Genomic DNA, 17895 nt, shown 5'->3' with positions numbered 1-17895 from the left:
CTGCCGCCAGCGTTCAATCTGAGCCATGATCAAACTCTTCAGTTTAAATCATACAAGAATCCGAAGATTCTCTATTCTTGCTCAAGACAAAACTCAATTTTCGACGAGTCACTGTCCTGATATTTCGTATCCGAAATACCTCGGCCAGCGCCCACACGAATTACTTGGTCAACTTTTTAAAGAGCGTTCGGGGCTTGCCCGATCAAGGTGGCGTATTCTACATCGAATCGCTGCCTTGTCAACCGCTTTCTGAAGAATTTAAAAACTCGAATTCTTCAACTAAATCAAACGGTTGTCGTTCGATTTCTGACCCGCCTCAGTGGCGTGTCCCTCGAACGAGATGCGTATTCTACAGAGCTCACTCGAGGTGTCAACGAGCTTTTGGATATTTTCTCAGAAACCCCGGATTCCGATCAATCCTTGACCAGAACACGGGCAATTTTCTTCTTACCTGCCTGGACGACACAGTCATCACCAGCGGAAAACATCCGCTCATCTGTTACCTGCTCGCCATTAATGTAAACAGCGCCGCGCCCGAACACGTCCTTCGCAGCCTTGCCATTGCTCGCCAGGTTGGCCTCCTTGAGCAATGACACAATATGCAATTCACCGCGCCCGGCCAGGGAAACCTCCACCACGGGCACATTCTCAGGGATCTCTCCCAGGCCCACCCGGTTACCAGCCGACTTGTGAGCCGTGGCAGCCGCTTCGGCGTCGTGGAAACGGGTAATGATCTCTTCCGCCAGCAGCTTCTTATAATCCTGCGGGTTAGCACCACCATCTACGGCAGCATGAAACTCCTCCACTTCTGTCAGCGACCGGAAGCTCAACAATTCAAAATAACGCCAAAGCAGATCATCCGGCATGGACAGCAATTTGGTGTACATCTCCCCGGGCGAATCGTTGACACCTACATAGTTGCCAAGGGACTTCGACATTTTCTGGACGCCGTCGAGCCCTTCGAGTATCGGCATGGTGAGAACGACCTGAGGCGACTGGCCATAATGTCTCTGCAGAATGCGCCCCATCAGAAGGTTGAATTTCTGGTCAGTTCCTCCCAGTTCGACATCGGCCTCGAGTGCCACTGAGTCATAGCCCTGCACAAGAGGATAAAGGAACTCGTGTATGGCGATGGGCTGTTCGGCGCGATAGCGCTTGGTGAAGTCGTCTCGCTCCAGCATCCGTGCGACTGTGTACTGACCGGCCAGGCGGATCATATCTGCAGCGGAGAGCTTGCTCATCCAGTCGGAATTGAAAACGACCCTGGTCTTGCCGGGATCCAGGATCTTGAACACCTGCTCTTTATAGCTGACGGCATTTTCGGCCACCTGCGCCTCGGTGAGTGGAGGACGGGTGGCGCTCTTACCGGTTGGATCACCAATCATCCCGGTAAAGTCACCAATAAGAAAAATAACCTCGTGCCCCAGATCCTGAAACTGACGAAGCTTGTTGATCAGTACGGTGTGCCCCAGATGCAGATCAGGCGCCGTCGGATCGAACCCTGCCTTGATCCTGAGGGGACGCCCCTCTTGAAGTTTTTCAACCAGCGCCTCTTCGGAAATCAACTCGTCCATGCCGCGCTTGACTACGGCCAAGGCCTCATCAATAGATGCCATAAACCACACATCCTCAATTCTGATGGTTTGGGCAGAAGGACGGTTACAGACCACTACAAAAGAAATCTGTGCGTTACCGGCCTCCCTGCTACAGTATTCCTGCTCAGTTTTTAAACAGGGCCGCGTATTTAAGGCGGGGGATTATAGCAACCCTTACCCAGGAAATCCGGCCCACGTACCACCAACGGTAATGTTTGAAGCTGTCCTGAGCGCATTTTATACGGTAATCTGTTGGTCTATACTTTAACAACAGCTTTAATTAGGTAGTACAACCTACCGGAATGCCGATCAAAACGGATGCGACACGTGCTGAAAATGTTTCCAAAAACACATATTACCATCGCCGCCGCGACCAGCGTGGTCATCGCCGCCGCGATTCTCATGAGCCCAAGTGCCAACGTTGAAGCCAACAGAATGGCCTACGCACTCGATCTCGATGAAGGCACCGTCAGCGAGTCAGGCAGTCCGCCCGCCAAGCAGGCGAAGAGCAACGAAAAACCGGCTCCTGATCCTGAAGTAGCCACAGCCAAAAAAGAACCCGAGCTGCCTGAGGCACTTGATACAGCAGCTGCCATCGCGGAGGCCAGTGAGCCTGAGCTGCAATGGCAAGAGTACAAGATCAAGTCCGGCGACACCCTGTCCTCCCTCTTTGGCAAGGCCGGCTTCAACGACGGCATCATGCTGTCGGTTATTCATGGCGACGGTGAAGCGGACAAATTACAGCGGCTTTATGCGGGTGAAACCATCGCGTTCGCAACCGATGACGCCGGCGAACTGACAGCGGTTGACCTTCAGCGCAACCTTCTGGAAACCCTTCGTGTCGAAAAAACCGAAGATGGCTTCAAAGGCGAAACGGTGATACGTGAACCCGACGTAAAACCTGCCTTTGCCTCCGGCATTATTGACGGTTCGCTTTATGTAGCGGCCCGGGAAGCCGGTATGTCAGACGGGCTGGCGATGGAAATGGCAGGCATCTTCGGCTGGAACATCGACTTCGTTTATGACGTGCGCAAGGGCGACCGGTTTGAGGTGGTTTACGAAGAGCTGTACCTGGATGGAGAAAAGTTCGACACCGGCAACATTATCTCCGCCCGGTTCGTTAACCAGGGCAAAGACGTCATCGCACTGCAGTACACCGACAGCAACGGCGATACCGACTATTACAGCCCCGATGGCAGCAGTATGCGCAAGGCGTTCCTGAGAACGCCGATCAGTGCGCGGGTTTCTTCCTCCTTTAACCTGCAGCGCCGCCATCCGGTGCTGGATGTGGTTCGCCCTCACGAAGGCACAGACTACGCGGCACCTCCGGGAACACCGATCAAGGCAGCCGGTCACGGCCGGGTTCAGTTTGCAGGCTGGAAAGGTGGTTACGGGCGCACCGTTATTCTCAAGCACGGTGACAACATCACTACCCTCTATGCCCACATGAGCCGCCTCGGCAAAGGCATAAAGAATGGATCGCGCGTCAAACAGGGCGACACTATCGGCCACGTGGGCTCGTCGGGCATGGTAACCGGCCCTCATCTTCATTATGAGTTCCGGGTGAATGGATCCCCGAGAAATTCCCGCACCGTGAAACTGCCGGATGCCAAGCCGGTACCACAGTCTGAAATGGCCCGCTTCAAGAAGCACGCCGACCAGCAGGTGGCCAAGTTTGAGCTATTCCGCCAGGATTACCAGCAACTGGCCCTGGCCGCAGACGAATAAGACATGAAAGCCTGGATTGGATTGATGTCCGGCACCAGTATGGATGGCATTGACGCCATACTGGTGTCTTTCCAGGACCGAAACATTCGGATCCACGCCACTCACACTACCGATTATCCTGACGGTATCCGCCAGCGACTTGCCAGCCTCAGCCAGAACCGTGGCACCCCGGATGACCTTGGAGAGCTGGACCACGCAACCGGCTCCCTGTTTGCTCTTGCCGCAAGCAGTGTCATTGAAAAGTCCGGCTTCCCATCGACGTCAATTGCAGCGATTGGCAGCCACGGGCAGACGATTCGGCACCAGCCAGACGGTTCAGCACCCTTTTCCATTCAGGTTGGCGACCCCAATCTCATTGCAGAACGCACCGGCATAACAACCGTTGCCGACTTCCGACGGCGCGACCTGGCAGCCGGAGGACAAGGCGCGCCACTGGTCCCGGCGTTCCACAAAGCGTTCTTCGGCGATGCCGGAGAGGACCGCTGTATTCTAAACCTTGGCGGCATTGCCAATATCACCCACCTGCCCGCCGCCAACAAAGCGCCTGTCACCGGGTTTGACACCGGACCATCGAATGCACTGATGGATGCATGGTGCCTGGATCAGACTGGGCGCACCTATGACAAGGATGGCGCCTGGGCAGATGAAGGCATCGTGGACCAGAGCCTGCTGGGAGATATGCTTTCCGACGCCTATTTCTCGCGACAGCCACCAAAAAGCACCGGTACTGAAAAGTTCAACCTGGAATGGCTAAAGGTTCTGTTGAACCGGCACCCGGACCTTCCCGGGGCCGATGTTCAGAGGACTCTGCTGGAACTGACGGCCGTCACCGTGGCACAGCAGATACCTCCCTCACCGGGGATGACCATTTTTGTATGCGGCGGGGGCGCCAGAAACAAGGTGCTTATGCGGGAACTGAAGCGAACCTGCAGCCCGTTACGAATCGCTTCTACCGCGGAGTTGGGCCTGGACCCACAGTGGGTTGAGCCAGCAGCGTTTGCCTGGCTGGCCAGCCAGACACTGTCAGGAAAATCGGGAAACCTGCCGGAAGTGACAGGCGCAAGCGGAGAAAGAATTCTGGGCGCTGTCTATTACACCTGAGCTGGTGCGCGAGACAGCGTCGCGTCAGATGGAAAAGGAGCTGCCGCATCCACACGTGGAGCTCGCGTTGGGATTCTGCACCACAAACTGTGAACCCTGCAGTCCTTCCTGGTAATCCACGGTTGCCCCGACCAGGTACTGATAGCTCATGGGATCCACCAGTAACATCACACCATCCTTCTCAATAACGGTGTCTTCTTCGTCCTGAGCATCGTCAAACGAGAACCCGTACTGGAAACCAGAGCAACCACCACCGGTCACAAACACGCGAAGCTTGAGGTCAGAGTTGCCCTCTTCCTCAACAAGATCACGAACTTTGGACACCGCACTGTCACTGAAAAATATCGGTGTCATTGCCTGTTGCTGAACTACACTCAAGTCCGCCTCCGGTTTGCCTGGATAAAATCTGACCTGATTATCGTATTCCTGACTAAAACAATCAACTATTCCTTACCAGGTACCGCTGTATCGCCATGGTTTTCAGCTTTGTCTTCGTCGGCCACCCGGGCACTGGCCTGGTGCTTGTCGCGGCCAAGCAGCCCGACTGGTTCGTTCTGGTGAACCAGGCTGCCATTCACCGAGGCACCCATGGCCATTTCAATCAGGTTGTAGTAGACATTGCCGTGAATCGAGGCTTTTTCCGCCAGCTCTAGGTGCGTAGATGCATAGACGTCCCCATGCACTGTGCCGTTGACGATCACGTGGGGTGCAACAATGTCCCCTTCCACAGAGCCGACTTCAGACACTCTGAGCACCGCGTCGCCGCCTTCTTCCGCGACCACCCGGCCGCGAATCGTGCCGTCAACGTGAAGCCCACCGGAGAAATGCACATCCCCCTCCACCGTTGTCCGGGACGAGACGAGGGTATCAAAATGCCCACTGGGGCGGCGGGGTTTCTGTTTCTTCTTGCCAAGCATGTCAGTTCTCCGTTAGTTCATCCCAATCAAATGTACGTTCCGCCTGGGACGATTTACTGCCTTCGGCGCGGGCTACCACCTGCAACTCCAGGGGCTCAAACCCGTCCGGCACCCGCAACAGGCCTTCAATATCCTGGAAGTACCGGAAGCGGAATCTGACTCCAAGATCGTCAATATCGTCGGAAAGATCCCGAAGGGCGATAACTTCTTTTTCTTCATTCCGTATGCCGATAACGTTTACGGCAACCACACCCGCAATATAACTCTTGTTATCGCCAACCTGGGTCAGCACCAGCTTGAAATTATAGGCACCCTCCTGCCTGGCACTTTGCATAGCCAGTCGGTCAACCTGCAACCCCTTGCTGGTTTCCGAAGGTGCCATTATGTTTTTATAGAAAGTCAGATCCGCTTTCAGTGATGCGATCTGCGTTTCCAGAGCTACGATGGTTCTGCGGGCCTGATTCAGGGCCTGGGCATCAATGGTTCGCCCCCGCTCGAGATTGACCAGTTGCTGACTGGTTTCCCGGTTCTGCTCCCGCAGCTGTTCAACCTGCTCCTCAAGGCGATCGCGGGATTCCTCCGCGGTGGAAAACCGGAATCCGCCCTGGGCCATGCCCGTTGCGTACCCGAGCACTGCGGCGGTAATGGAGAATACCAACAGTATCAGGGTACGGCGAAGCCGGTAGCCTGGGCGATGGCGGATGACAACGTATTCTTCAGCGGGCTTTCTGGATTCACTCACCGGGAGAACCTATGGCAGCAACGCGGGCGCTTCCAGCCCCATGGTTTCCGGCAGGCCGAACATGATGTTCATGTTCTGGATGGCCTGGCCCGCCGCACCCTTCACCAGGTTATCAATAACCGATGAAATGATAACGATGTTGCTCTGTTCCTGCCGATGGAGCGCCATACGGCACTGGTTGGCACCACGAACACTGCGGGTTTCCGGGTGGCTGCCAAAGGGCATAACATCCACAAACGGCTCGTCCCGGAACCGCTCTTCGTACAGTGACTGCAAGCGATCAAAATCAGCAGAGTTACGCAGCTCCGCATACAGCGTGGCTTCGATACCGCGAACCATCGGGATCAGGTGCGGCACGAAGGTGACACCCACTTCGCTGCCAGCGGCCTGCGACAGCCCCTGGCGGATTTCGGGAAGATGCCTGTGGCCAGAGGCGCCATAAGCCTTGAAGCTCTCACCGACCTCGCCGTGCAGCATGCCGATTTTGCCCTGCCGCCCGGCGCCACTGGCACCAGACTTGGCATCGGCGATCAGTCGCGACGGATCGACCAGCCCGTTCTCCAGCAAGGGCAGAAAGCCCAGTTGAACCGCTGTCGGGTAACAACCCGGATTGGCCACCAGTTGCGCAGTGCGAATCTCGCCCCTGACCACTTCTGGCAGGCCATAGACGGCCTTTTCTGCCCACTCGGGGCTCTCGTGGGGCATGCCGTACCAGTTGGCCCAGACATCAAGATCCTTCAGGCGGAAGTCCGCAGACAGGTCCACAACTCGGGCACCCGCAGCCATCAGTTCCGGCATCATGCGCATAGCCACGCCATGGGGAGTTGCGAAAAAGACCAGGTCACAGGCTGCCAGGGTTTGCACATCAGGCTCTGAAAAAGCGAGGTCGTAATGGCCACGCAGGTTCGGATACATGTCGGCAACCGGCATGCCCGCCTCCGAGCGCGATGTAATACAACTCACCGTCACTTCAGGATGAACCGCCAGAATTCTCAGAAGCTCAACACCGGTATAACCGGTTCCACCTACAATGCCTACTTTTATCACCAGTTACTCCAGCTACAAATCAGGTTCCCGAAAGCCCAATAGTCTAACATGATAAACCAATGACTTATTGCAGCCCCATCAGCGCTGGTTACAATATCGTCAGGAAATCACTCACCACCGGAAACCCGGCGTTCATGCGTAGATTTTGGCATAAGATTACCGAGAACCTGATCCCTGTTTTCCGCCGCCGGCTATCCGGTGTGGATGCATTGCCCCAACTGGCAGTTCTCGGGCTGCTGTCCGGGTTGTTTACCGGTGGCGTGATCCTGGTTTTCCGGCTGGCGATCGAGTGGCCGCTGGAACACTTCCTGCCTGGCGGAGACTCTGAATCCTTTGAAGAGCTGGGCATTCTCACCCGGGCAATTCTTCCTCTTGGGGGCGCCGTCGGGTTAGGGCTGCTGATGCACAATCTTGCGACTCATGACCGCAAGGTCGGCATCGTGCACGTGATGGAACGTCTGAACTACCATCAGGGTTATATATCCGTGCGCAGCGCCCTGGTTCAGTTTATAACGGGGGTCAGCACAGTGGTCACCGGGCAGTCCGCCGGCCGGGAAGGGCCGGCAGTCCATCTTGGCGCAGCCTTTTCGAGCCTCATGGGCCAGTGGATGAGATTGCCCAACAACAGCATTCGTACGCTGGTTGCCTGCGGCTGTGCCGCTGCCATATCCGCCTCGTTCAACACACCGATATCCGGTGTCATCTTCGCCATGGAAGTGGTGATGATGGAATATACCATCGCCGGCTTCACGCCTATCATCCTGGCATCCGTAACAGCTGCGGTAGTGAGCCAGGCCATGTACGGTTCCGAGGTTGCCTTCAGCGTACCGCCGCTGACCATGAACTCCCTGCTGGAGATCCCATGGATTATCGCAATAGCCATTATTATCGGAGTTGCTGCGGCGGCGCTCATACAACTGGTAGACACGACCGGGCGCCACCATCATCGCCCGGTATTGCTGCGGCTAACTATGGCAGGGCTTCTCATGGTGCCATTTGCCGTGGTGGTGCCGGAAGTCATGGGTATTGGCTACGATACGGTCCAGTCCACTCTTGATAATCAACTGCCGTTCTGGCTTCTGCTCGGTGTCGGTATTGCAAAGCTGATCATTACGTCAATCACGATCGGCCTCGGCATGCCCAGCGGGGTGATTGGCCCCACCCTGTTCATGGGGGCAACACTGGGCGGCGCCATGGGCCTGATTGGCGCACAGATTTTTCCGGATACCGCCTCATCCGTAGGTTTCTATGCGATGCTTGGTATGGGTGCAATGATGGGGGCCGTGTTGCAGGCTCCACTTGCAGCACTGATGGCGCTGATGGAGGTAACCAGGAACCCGAACATCATCCTGCCCGGCATGCTGGTGATTACCACCGCGAGCCTGGTGACGAGCGAGGCTTTTGGCAAGAAATCGCTTTTCCTGACCATTCTGAAAAGCCAGGGTCTGAGCTACCAGAACTCCCCGGTGATCCAGGCGCTGAGGCGGGTTTCCGTCGGTGCCATCATGGACCGGAGCATTCTTCGCACCGAGCGCTTCCTGTCCCGGGAGGAGGCTGGCAAGATTCTGAAATCCGAGCCCAAGTGGCTGGTTGTGGAAGGCAGTAATGGGCCCACCGCCCTTTTACCCGCCGTGGATCTCGCCCGCTACCTGGAAGACACCAAATCTCCAGCCAGCCGTGAGCACGAAGACGAAGAGGCCGTTCCGGAGCAGGTTGACCTCATGGATATTCCGGCGAATCGTCGGGATATTGCCCCGGTGCAATACCAGGCCACGCTGGAAGAAGCACTGAACGAGTTTGAGCACACCAACGTAGAGGCCCTTTACGTCCAACGCCACGTTGCTCCAATGATTCAGCGCGTCTACGGCGTGGTACTGAAAACCGATATCGAAAGCTACTATCAATACCGACGGAGTTAACCAATGCTTTGGGTCAAAGCCCTGCATATTATTGCCATGGTGTGCTGGTTCGCCGGCATTTTTTACCTGCCCCGACTGTTTGTCTATCACGCTGCCTGTGAGGATCAAACCGGACGGGAACGCTTCAAGATCATGGAGCGCAAACTCTACCGGGGCATCACTACGCCATCGATGATAGCAACCGTCGTTTTGGGACTCTGGCTCATCAGTTACAATGTACAGGGGTACATGAGCCAGGGCTGGCTGCATGCCAAGCTGTTGCTGGTGGTTCTGCTGATTGGTTACCACTTCTACTGCGGCCACCTGGTAAAAGTATTCCGTGACGACAGGAACACCCGCAGCCACGTTTTCTATCGCTGGTTCAACGAGGTACCTGTGCTGATTCTGGTTGCCGTTGTCATTCTTGCTTCCGTTAAACCATTCTGAGGAGCCTCACCATCAAACTGCATAGCCGCCCTCATGTTCTGATTGTTTCCGGCCTTGATCCATCGGGGGGCGCCGGTATCCAGGCCGACATCCAGGCCATTACCTCACTGGGCTGCCACCCCATGCCGGTGCTCTCCTGCCTGACAGTCCAGGACACCCGGAATGTCTACAATGCCACCGCCACGGACCCGGAGATTATTCGCCAGCAACTGGAATGCCTGGCAGCCGACGCCCCCATTCACGCGATAAAAACCGGTGCCCTGGGCAGTGCCGATGTAGTGGATGTTTTGGTGGATTTTCTGGCCGAGCATCCCGGTATTCCGCTGATTACCGATCCAGTGATCAAGGCGGCCGGTGGCGGTGACCTGGCGGATGAAGCCCTGATTGCCCGCATGAAGGAACGTCTGTTCCCGCACGCGGAAATCATCACCCCCAACGGTATTGAGCTGGCGCTGCTAGGCGGCGATAAAGACGCGGCACGTGCGGCCCACAACCTTCTGGAAGCCGGTTGTCAGTCCGTGCTTGCAACCGGAGGCCACGGTAAAGGCGAGGAAATCATCAACACGCTTTATTCTCACGATCAGGAGCCGTTGTACTTCTGCATCGAGCGCATTGGCGGTGAATACCACGGCACCGGATGTACTCTGGCGGCTTCCATTGCTGCCGGCAGGGCGTCCGGGCTCTCGGCCCGGGCCTCCATCGCCCAGGCACAGAATTATGTGCTGCGCGCTATCCGGCACGCACTGAAAGTCGGCAACGGCCAACCGGTACCGGACCGGGGCATTCCATGGGAGAGCTAGGCTCACCGGGCACTTTCAGTGCCAGCGCCACGGCCAAGGGGCTGCGACCAGGCCTTTATGCCATCACCGACAGCCAGCTACTGCCGGCAGTCAAGCTTCTGGCGGCCGTGGAAGCCGCCCTTCGTGGTGGCGCCGTACTGGTCCAGTATCGGGAGAAGCATGCCCCGCAACCCGAACGCCTCCGGCAGGCCAGGGATCTGGCAGCGATTTGCAATAATGCCCGGGTACCACTGATCATCAACGATGACCCAGAGCTGGCCAAACGCTGCGGCGCTGCCGGCGTTCACCTGGGGCAATCCGACGGTTCCCTCATTGCCGCCAGGCAACTGCTCGGCGAACATGCGATCATAGGGGCAACGTGCCATGCCGATCTGGCCCTGGCGACCAGCGCCGACCGTGACGGCGCCGATTACCTGGCTTTCGGGCGATTTTTCAAGTCGAACACAAAGCCTGATGCACCCGCCGCCGACACCTCGGTACTGGCCCGGGCCCGACAATTTGGCAAGCCGGTTACGGCGATTGGCGGCATTACCACCGACAACGGAGAAGCCCTGATCCGTGCCGGCACCGACCTGCTGGCGGTCGTTGGCGACCTCTTCGACGGTGACCCGGCATCCATTGAAGAGCGTGCACGCCGGTTTACCCGGCTTTTTGCAGACCATCACCCACTATTTTCATTTTCCGTACATCAGGAGTCCTGAACCATGACCCAGTCCGAAACCCTATTCGCCGAGGCTCAGAAATACATTCCCGGAGGGGTCAACTCTCCGGTCAGAGCCTTCAAGGGAGTCGGCGGTACACCGCTGTTTTTCAAGCACGCTGAAGGGGCCTATCTTTACGACGAAGACGACCGCCGCTACATCGATTACATCGGGTCCTGGGGGCCGATGATCCTTGGCCACGGCAACCAGACCATCAAGGATGCCCTGCACGCCCAGGTGGACCAGGGGATCGGCTATGGTGCCCCTACCGCCCTGGAAACCGAAATGGCCAAGAAAGTCTGTGAGCTGGTGCCCTCCATCGATCTGGTGCGAATGGTCAACTCCGGCACTGAGGCCACCATGAGCGCGGTTCGCCTGGCGCGAGGTTATACCGGCCGCGACAAGATCGTGAAGTTCGAAGGCTGCTACCACGGCCACGTGGATTCGCTGCTGGTGAAAGCCGGCTCTGGCGCACTCACTCTGGGTGTACCCAATTCCCCGGGCATTCCCGCCAGCCTTGCGGAGCACACGCTGACCCTGACCTTCAACGATATCGACAGCGTTCGGGAAACCTTCGCCAAAATGGGCGATGAAATTGCTGCCATCATCGTCGAACCGGTTGCTGGCAACATGAACTGTATCCCCCCGGTACCGGGTTTCCTCGAAGGCTTGCGGGAAGTATGTGACGAGCATGGCACCGTGCTCATTTTTGACGAAGTCATGACCGGGTTCCGGGTGTCCCTCGGTGGCGCCCAGGGCTTTTATGGCGTAACCCCAGACCTGACCGCACTGGGCAAGGTGATCGGTGGCGGACTGCCGGTAGGTGCGTTCGGGGGCAGGCGGGCAATCATGGAACACATCTCGCCCCTGGGACCGGTTTACCAGGCCGGAACACTCAGTGGTAACCCGCTGGCCATGTGCGCTGGGCTGGCCACACTGAATGCCATTTCCGAACCTGGCTTTCACGATCGGCTGACAGAGAAAACCAATGCCGTGCGTGACGGGCTTAAAGAAGCCGCGGACAGCACCGGCATCCCCCTGGCAGTGCAAAGCGCCGGCGCCATGTTCGGATTCTTCTTTACCGATGCGCCACAAATCACCCGCTTCGACCAGGTAATGGCCTGTGACGTGGAGCGATTCAAGAAATTCTTTCAGGGCATGCTGAAGGAAGGCGTCTACCTGGCGCCGTCTGCCTTTGAGGCGGGCTTCACCAGTGCAGCGCTGACTGACGACGACATCCACCAGACCATCGAAGCGGCACGCCGGGTCATGGCCACACTCTGACTCTCATAGAAATACGACAAACCTCCGCCGCCAACCGCGGAGGTTTGTCGGCCCGAAGGACATGTCTTTCCGGGCCACATGCGTGAAGCAGGTCACACTTCACCGGTAACAAACCCGCCACAGCCATTCCTGCCGTTGACTTAACCCTCCTCATGATCAAATTATGTGCAGATCTCATGCAAAGAGATGCACTGACTGCGACCATCTAACAATCAAAAAAAAGAAGTCAGCGAAGGGAAGCCCCACATAATTGCCCCGGATCACCTGCAAGGCAGGTATCGGCAAAACCTGTTAGGTCGAGCCGCAGTTTGACAACAAATACAACAGCAAACTGTAGGTGCAACAATGAAACAATGGATCAAGGCATTCACCATGCTGCTTGTGCTGGTATGGTCAGCGCCCACTATGGCCTGGTGGTGGAACTCCACCCCCTCCGACTACACCGACACCCGCTATCCCGTCGTGCTCGTTCATGGCATGTTCGGCTTCGACGCCATCGCAGGTGTGGATTACTGGTATGGCATCGCCGAAGACCTGCGCAGGTATGGCGCCGATGTTTACACCACACAGGTCCCCGCCCTGGACAGCACCATCGCCAGAGGTGAGGCGTTACTTCCCCAGATTGCGTCAATTGCGGCCGTTCATGGCAAGGTAAACCTCATCGGTCACAGCCACGGCGGACCAACCGCACGGTATATCTCCAGAGTGCGGCCTGACCTGGTGGCCTCGGTAACGTCGGTCGGTTCACCCCATAAGGGCTCGCCGGTTGCAGACCTGATCTACGGTTCCCCGGCCGAGAGTCTGGCGGCATCGCTGGGCAACGCGCTTGGCAGCCTGATTGACCTGCTTTCTGGCGGTGGTTACAACCAGGACCTGAGCTCCAGCCTTTACTCACTGACCACTCACGGCAGTGCCGCATTCAATAACTTTGCACCGGCGGGTGTTCCCGGCACCTCTTGTGGTGAAGGATCCTATGCGGCCAACGGCGTGCGCTTCTATTCCTGGGGCGGTACCGGCGTTCTGACCAACGTGCTTGATCCTTCAGATGCGCTGCTGGGCACCACCAGCCTGGCGTTCGGCTTCAGTGCCAATGACGGCCTGGTCGGGCGTTGCAGCAACCATTTTGGCAAGGTCATCCGCGACAACTATTTCATGAACCATCTCGACGAGGTGAACCAGGCGCTGGGCCTTCATAGCCTGTTCGAGACAGACCCGAAAACAGTGTACCTGCAGCAGGCCAACCGGCTCAGAAACGCCGGCCTCTGAGTAAGATCTGGCCGGGAATGGACGCCCGGCCCTGCATCAGAACCCCATTTCCACACCGACCATCACTTCGCGACGGCTGTAATCGTATCGCTCAATGGTGCTGCGGTTATTGAGCATGCTCCACTCCGCCAGCACCAGCCAAGGGCCAGTCAGCCGGTACTCTGCCAGCAGAACACCCCGAAGGCGGTTGTCTGTTCGACGCTCAGAGACCACAGCGTTACCGGAAACCAACCGATGATCATCCCTGTAGCGGGAATGGCGGATATCGCCTCTGGCACCCAGAGACAGACGGCCTGATACATAATAACGGGCCTCCGCCGACACCAGATTGCGTAACGGCGATACACTGAAGAATTCCTGCCCGGTTGTCAGATCCTTGCGATCGTTGACCTCAAGCAGATACCGGCCCCTGAACAGCCAGCTTCCTGCACTTTTCCAGGCACTGACGTCTACCCGCAACATTTCCCCATCGTAGGCGCTGAAACCACTCCCACCCCGGATAGTGGAAAGCGACCCGCTTGCGCTGCAGTCAACCCCGGACAGGATGGACATGAAAAAACATTGATCCGGCCAATAAACAGCTGCCAACCGAACTTCCCGCTCAAGAACCTCGCCTCCGAACCACGAGCCCGCGACACTGAGGGTGGACTTGAGCTCACCTGCACCGACACCTTTGAGCAAGGAGGCGCCGGTGCTCAGGTAAGTGTTGTCGAATTCTGTGTTACCGGGATATTGACGTGAGTAGGCGACACCATGCAGGCCAAAGCCGTCATCACCTATGCGAGCGTCGCCTGCCGCCAGGAGATCCGCAAAAACGCCCGCTTGATTACTTGAGGCGTCATCCGGTGTTCCGGCGATATTGTCGTCATAGCCACCAGCAGCCCAGAGATACCCGCTGCCACTGATTTCACCGAATCGGTCAGCTTCAGGCTCATCAAGCTGACGAAGGGCCAGCACCCGGACCTTTTCCGGCGACTCGGGGCCAGAAGCTTGCTCAAACCATCGACGGGCAGCCTCTGGACGCCCACTCTCCTGCATAACAAGCCCGAGGTTATAGCGGGCCAGAGGCGCATGGGGCGTGTCCAGTAACTCGAGGAAAACGGCTTCGGCCGACTCATACTGCCCGAGACGGAAATAGACCACACCAAGATTGTAAAGCAGTGACGGGGTGTTCAGGCCCGCGTTCCTGGCCCGCTCGAAATGCGCCCTGGCAGCGGTCAGCTCACCCGCGCCGAATGCCGCCACGCCGGCTTCAAAGTCCGGGCTGCCGGTACCTTCTTCTGCCATTGAGAAAGGTGCCAGAATCATCAGGGCAATAAACAGTGTGGCTAATGTTATGGGCCGCAAGCCTTACTCCGGAGATAGCGATGTGATAGCCGATACCCTGCACCCGAGAAGTCAGGTGCGAGGACAGCAAAAACCGGGAGTATAGCAAGGGACGAAGTGCTTCGTCGCAGGGGAGGAACATTACGATTACGATGGGAACAGAAGCCCGGGTCAGGGTAACTCGGGCTTTTCAGGGCGCCTGGACGCACCTGGTGGTTCTGGCCGATCGGGGCGCTCGCGCTGTTCATTACGTTCGCGGACTTCCTTTGCCCCCTCTGTCGCGGTCCGTGCCGCTTCACGACCCCGGTCCCGAGCTTCACGTGCTTTTTCGACGCCTCGTGCCGCACCGGTTGTATCAGCGGGTTTGCCCGCGTCGCCATTACGGCGCTCAAGGGCAACCGGCTCGCGCAGTTCAATCTCACGGACAACAGACTCCGTCAGATCGTCATTGTCTCTGACCATTCGCATGGTCACATCCAGGTCGTCATCGGCGACCACGACTACGGGGGTTGCCAGCAATAACCCAAGGCAACCGCGAACAGCCAGCCTGTGCCAAAAACCGGGTGTCATGATGAAGGCTCCTGATCGCCATTCCCTGAAGCGCTGTTCAGGCTGGTGCGGAATGTCTTTGTTCTGCGGCCATCGTCAAGGTGGGCAACCAGTTCGCCCTCACCTGAAAACAGTATGTTGAGTGGCAGATTCACCACATTTTCGCCTTTGTCCAGATCCACTTTCCAACTCAGCTTTTGATGGCCGGGGTAACTGGCAACTTCAACGTGAGGGGGCAGTTCCACTGTCAGGGTAACCCCTTCCAGCGCCTCCCTGGAGCTGAATGCAAGCCGTACATTGCGGGCAACTGGCTCAGCGGTCAGGGTCTTGTCACCGCCAGCCTGTTCTGCCCCGGAGATCGCCTGTTCGGCGCCAGGCTCCGGCTCAGCCTTCCAGCCAAACCCCAATGCAATACCGATGACCAGGGCCGCCGCGACAGCGCCACTGGCCACGGGCGTGCTCCAGCCATGGCCATGAGAACCTTTCCCGGCTTCTCCGCCTTTTCCAGTGGCCGCCCCCAGAACGCGCTCCTCAAAACCGAACGAAGGAGCTGGCACGGCCTGACTGTCCTGCAGCGAGTCAAATATTGCCTGTTCGTTGTGCGCGGCAATGGAACAATCCTTACAATTGGCAATATGCTGCTCAATGCGGCTGGCTTGCGCCGCAGAAAGCTCGTTCCTGACCCAGGAACGCAGATTGTTTTTGCACTCGTTACACAACATATCCATCACCTCATTGTTCCACACGCCTGACCTGCGGAAAAAGTTCCGGTCGCTCAAGTAATTTTTCCCTGAGCGATGCTCGGCAACGATGAACCCGCGACTTCACCGTACCAACCGGTATCTCCAACACCCGTGCAATATCCTCCTGGCTCCAGCCATCCACGTCGTGCAGCAGCATCAATGTGCGCATATCCGGCGACAGTTCCTGGATCACAGAGTCCATGATGGGCTTCAGGCGACCTGCACTGATCTGTTCCGCCAGCTCCGGTATATCCGCTGCGTAGGAGTCGAGAAACGTGGCCTGCTGCTCCGGCTCCGCCACATCGCTTACCGGCCTGTCCGCGCGCCGCCCCTTGCGCCGCACCTGATCGATGAAGTGGCGGTACAGCACCCGGTTAAGCCAGGGCCGCAATTGCTCGATGCCTTCGAGCTCTTCCAGGCGTGGATAGAGTTTGACGATTACGTCCTGAACCAGGTCTTCGGCATCATGCTGCTGTCCCGCCAAACGGAAGGCAAAACGGTACATGGCCTCCAGGTGGGGCTGGACCAGTTTTTCAAATCGTTTGGGCCGGGAGGGTTTAAACGGAAGTAATGCCAAAACCGGAACTCATCTGATTAATAGCCGAAAATAGAGTGGCAGTTTATAACACAACCAACGGAGAAGTATTGGCCCATCGCACTGCAAGTCCGGATGACCGGAAATATGAGCAAAGATTAACAGAAGTAATGGAACTTTTGGTGAAACGCGAACGTTGAGCGCTTACGGCCGGTAATCATTCATTAACCCGGCCAGTATTTTCACAACGGAGGTTTGCAATGAATCAGTCTCTCAAATACCTGACAGTCGTTGGTTTTACCGGTGCCTTGGCCGCCTGTGGCGGTGGCGGCAGCAGTAGTAGCGGCGCCGGGGAAACAGGCAGCGTAAGTGTCGGACTGACCGACGCACCGGTTGACAGTGCCCAGGAAGTAAACATCGAGGTGATGGCGCTGGTGCTTCAACCCTCCGATGGCGAGCGCAGCAGATTTGAAATGAAGTTCCCGGAACCGATCAACCTTCTGGATCTTCAGGGCGGCGCGTTTGAAACCCTGATTTCCGATGAAGAAGTGCCCGCAGGCGCTTATAACTGGATGCGACTGGAGCTCGGTGATGACAACACCATTCTTCTTGATGACGGAAGCTCTCACATCCTTACCACTCCATCGGCCAGGGGCGTGCAGACGTCAGGATTTACCGTTCCTGCCGGAGGTGTGGTCAGCCTTACCATCGACTTCGATGTCCGCAAGTCACTGGTCAATCCTGTCGGGCAGGAAGATTATCGACTCAAGCCAGTACTCAGGCTTGTCGACAACTCGGAGGTCGGCACTATCAAGGGAACCGTAGCTGGTGAGCTAATCACTCAGGAATGTGGCGATACTTTCACTCAGGGGTATGCAGGCAACGTATACGTTCATGAAGGCGCGGATGCCGTGACAGACGACATCGGCAGCGAAAATGAACCGCTTGTGGTTGCCTCTGTCAATGACAACGGAACCTACACGTACACAGCCGCCTTCGTTCCAGCTGGCGAGTACACCGTGAGCTACACTTGTGAGGATGACCTGATCGAGAACGATCAGGCAGAACCGTCAGATGACGACATCAACTTCAACGGCGCTCAAAACGTCACCGTTGTTGCTGGCGAGACATCAACCGCTGATTTTGAACTCCAGTCACAGCCGGGTTCTTGATAAATTAGCCGGGCAGTAAGGATCCCCGCCGGGTCTCCGGCGGG

18 protein-coding genes are annotated in these 17895 nt (G+C 57.1%); 9 read left to right on the top strand and 9 right to left on the bottom strand.

Features of this window, described 5'->3' with window-relative positions; genetic code table 11:
• Nucleotides 1-413: 413 nt before the first annotated feature.
• Entirely contained in the window at nucleotides 414-1616 is a 1203-nt protein-coding gene (tyrS, locus tag FDP08_RS16290; protein WP_137437167.1) for a tyrosine--tRNA ligase, read from the bottom strand.
• A gap of 306 nt (nucleotides 1617-1922) precedes the next feature.
• On the opposite strand from tyrS, the gene FDP08_RS16285 reads away from it, so the two are divergent.
• Entirely contained in the window at nucleotides 1923-3323 is a 1401-nt protein-coding gene (locus FDP08_RS16285; protein WP_137437166.1) for an OapA family protein, read from the top strand.
• 3 nt (nucleotides 3324-3326) lie between these two features.
• Entirely contained in the window at nucleotides 3327-4424 is a 1098-nt protein-coding gene (locus tag FDP08_RS16280) for an anhydro-N-acetylmuramic acid kinase (RefSeq protein WP_137437165.1), read from the top strand.
• A 24-nt stretch (nucleotides 4425-4448) separates the two neighbouring features.
• Here FDP08_RS16280 and erpA read toward each other — a convergent pair whose 3' ends face one another.
• The 4 genes from erpA to argC all read right to left on the bottom strand — a co-directional run bounded on the left by erpA (nucleotide 4449) and on the right by argC (nucleotide 7130).
• Entirely contained in the window at nucleotides 4449-4778 is a 330-nt protein-coding gene (gene erpA, locus FDP08_RS16275; protein WP_206077326.1) for an iron-sulfur cluster insertion protein ErpA, read from the bottom strand.
• Between the two features lie 89 nt (nucleotides 4779-4867).
• Complete coding sequence (locus FDP08_RS16270; protein WP_137437163.1) at nucleotides 4868-5341, bottom strand: bactofilin family protein; 474 nt, start codon at nucleotides 5339-5341, stop codon at nucleotides 4868-4870.
• 1 nt (nucleotide 5342) lies between these two features.
• A complete protein-coding gene (locus tag FDP08_RS16265; RefSeq protein ID WP_137437162.1) occupies nucleotides 5343-6083 on the bottom strand; it encodes a DUF6776 family protein in 741 nt (246 codons plus the stop codon).
• Between the two features lie 9 nt (nucleotides 6084-6092).
• Nucleotides 6093-7130 (bottom strand): N-acetyl-gamma-glutamyl-phosphate reductase, encoded by a 1038-nt coding sequence (argC, locus tag FDP08_RS16260; RefSeq protein ID WP_137437161.1) that lies wholly within the window; start codon nucleotides 7128-7130, stop codon nucleotides 6093-6095.
• A gap of 134 nt (nucleotides 7131-7264) precedes the next feature.
• On the opposite strand from argC, the gene FDP08_RS16255 reads away from it, so the two are divergent.
• The 6 genes from FDP08_RS16255 (at nucleotide 7265) to FDP08_RS16230 (ending at nucleotide 13526) form a co-directional block, all read left to right on the top strand.
• Entirely contained in the window at nucleotides 7265-9049 is a 1785-nt protein-coding gene (locus tag FDP08_RS16255; RefSeq protein WP_137437160.1) for a chloride channel protein, read from the top strand.
• Nucleotides 9050-9052: 3 nt separating this feature from the next.
• A complete protein-coding gene (hemJ, locus tag FDP08_RS16250) occupies nucleotides 9053-9475 on the top strand; it encodes a protoporphyrinogen oxidase HemJ (RefSeq protein ID WP_137437159.1) in 423 nt (140 codons plus the stop codon).
• Between the two features lie 38 nt (nucleotides 9476-9513).
• Complete coding sequence (thiD, locus tag FDP08_RS16245; protein WP_228263372.1) at nucleotides 9514-10275, top strand: bifunctional hydroxymethylpyrimidine kinase/phosphomethylpyrimidine kinase; 762 nt, start codon at nucleotides 9514-9516, stop codon at nucleotides 10273-10275.
• Nucleotides 10263-10976, top strand: a complete 714-nt coding sequence (gene thiE / locus FDP08_RS16240) for a thiamine phosphate synthase (RefSeq protein WP_137437157.1) — start codon at nucleotides 10263-10265, stop codon at nucleotides 10974-10976. The genes thiD and thiE overlap by 13 nt, the downstream gene beginning before the upstream one ends.
• A 3-nt stretch (nucleotides 10977-10979) precedes the next feature.
• The gene (gene hemL, locus FDP08_RS16235) at nucleotides 10980-12260 is read left to right on the top strand and encodes a glutamate-1-semialdehyde 2,1-aminomutase (RefSeq protein WP_137437156.1); all 1281 of its coding nucleotides are present in this window, start codon (nucleotides 10980-10982) and stop codon (nucleotides 12258-12260) included.
• A 345-nt stretch (nucleotides 12261-12605) separates the two neighbouring features.
• Nucleotides 12606-13526, top strand: coding sequence for a lipase family alpha/beta hydrolase (locus FDP08_RS16230; protein WP_137437155.1), 921 nt, complete (start codon nucleotides 12606-12608; stop codon nucleotides 13524-13526).
• Between the two features lie 36 nt (nucleotides 13527-13562).
• Here FDP08_RS16230 and FDP08_RS16225 read toward each other — a convergent pair whose 3' ends face one another.
• From FDP08_RS16225 to FDP08_RS16210, 4 genes are all read right to left on the bottom strand, one after another.
• Entirely contained in the window at nucleotides 13563-14873 is a 1311-nt protein-coding gene (locus FDP08_RS16225) for a tetratricopeptide repeat protein (RefSeq protein WP_137437154.1), read from the bottom strand.
• Between the two features lie 150 nt (nucleotides 14874-15023).
• Complete coding sequence (locus FDP08_RS16220) at nucleotides 15024-15422, bottom strand: hypothetical protein (RefSeq protein ID WP_228263329.1); 399 nt, start codon at nucleotides 15420-15422, stop codon at nucleotides 15024-15026.
• Nucleotides 15419-16123, bottom strand: a complete 705-nt coding sequence (locus tag FDP08_RS16215) for an anti-sigma factor family protein (RefSeq protein ID WP_170979049.1) — start codon at nucleotides 16121-16123, stop codon at nucleotides 15419-15421. Before FDP08_RS16215 ends, FDP08_RS16220 begins: the two co-directional genes overlap by 4 nt.
• 10 nt (nucleotides 16124-16133) lie before the next feature.
• Nucleotides 16134-16721 carry an RNA polymerase sigma factor gene (locus tag FDP08_RS16210; protein ID WP_137437152.1) on the bottom strand — a complete coding sequence of 196 codons (588 nt, stop codon included), beginning with the start codon at nucleotides 16719-16721 and terminating at the stop codon, nucleotides 16134-16136.
• Nucleotides 16722-16939: 218 nt separating this feature from the next.
• Between FDP08_RS16210 and FDP08_RS16205 the strand changes: the two genes are divergently transcribed.
• On the top strand, nucleotides 16940-17851 hold the full coding sequence (locus FDP08_RS16205) for a DUF4382 domain-containing protein (RefSeq protein ID WP_137437151.1): 912 nt from the start codon (nucleotides 16940-16942) through the stop codon (nucleotides 17849-17851).
• Nucleotides 17852-17895: the final 44 nt, after the last annotated feature.

Origin of the sequence: Marinobacter panjinensis (assembly GCF_005298175.1) — a bacterium.
GTDB classification, from domain to species: Bacteria; Pseudomonadota; Gammaproteobacteria; order Pseudomonadales; family Oleiphilaceae; genus Marinobacter; species Marinobacter panjinensis.
The sequence above is the reverse complement of the archived record's forward strand: the minus strand, read 5'-3'. Positions and strand labels throughout refer to the sequence as shown.

Excerpts from the sequence above, each read along its gene's own strand:
- tyrS (WP_137437167.1), bottom strand. The coding sequence starts at position 1,616 with ATGGCATCTATTGATGAGGCCTTGGCCGTAGTCAAGCGCGGCATGGAC.
- FDP08_RS16280 (WP_137437165.1), top strand. The coding sequence starts at position 3,327 with ATGAAAGCCTGGATTGGATTGATGTCCGGCACCAGTATGGATGGCATT.
- erpA (WP_206077326.1), bottom strand. The coding sequence starts at position 4,778 with ATGACACCGATATTTTTCAGTGACAGTGCGGTGTCCAAAGTTCGTGAT.
- FDP08_RS16270 (WP_137437163.1), bottom strand. The coding sequence starts at position 5,341 with ATGCTTGGCAAGAAGAAACAGAAACCCCGCCGCCCCAGTGGGCATTTT.
- FDP08_RS16255 (WP_137437160.1), top strand. The coding sequence starts at position 7,265 with ATGCGTAGATTTTGGCATAAGATTACCGAGAACCTGATCCCTGTTTTC.
- hemJ (WP_137437159.1), top strand. The coding sequence starts at position 9,053 with ATGCTTTGGGTCAAAGCCCTGCATATTATTGCCATGGTGTGCTGGTTC.
- thiE (WP_137437157.1), top strand. The coding sequence starts at position 10,263 with ATGGGAGAGCTAGGCTCACCGGGCACTTTCAGTGCCAGCGCCACGGCC.
- hemL (WP_137437156.1), top strand. The coding sequence starts at position 10,980 with ATGACCCAGTCCGAAACCCTATTCGCCGAGGCTCAGAAATACATTCCC.
- FDP08_RS16230 (WP_137437155.1), top strand. The coding sequence starts at position 12,606 with ATGAAACAATGGATCAAGGCATTCACCATGCTGCTTGTGCTGGTATGG.
- FDP08_RS16220 (WP_228263329.1), bottom strand. The coding sequence starts at position 15,422 with ATGACACCCGGTTTTTGGCACAGGCTGGCTGTTCGCGGTTGCCTTGGG.
- FDP08_RS16215 (WP_170979049.1), bottom strand. The coding sequence starts at position 16,123 with ATGTTGTGTAACGAGTGCAAAAACAATCTGCGTTCCTGGGTCAGGAAC.
- FDP08_RS16205 (WP_137437151.1), top strand. The coding sequence starts at position 16,940 with ATGAATCAGTCTCTCAAATACCTGACAGTCGTTGGTTTTACCGGTGCC.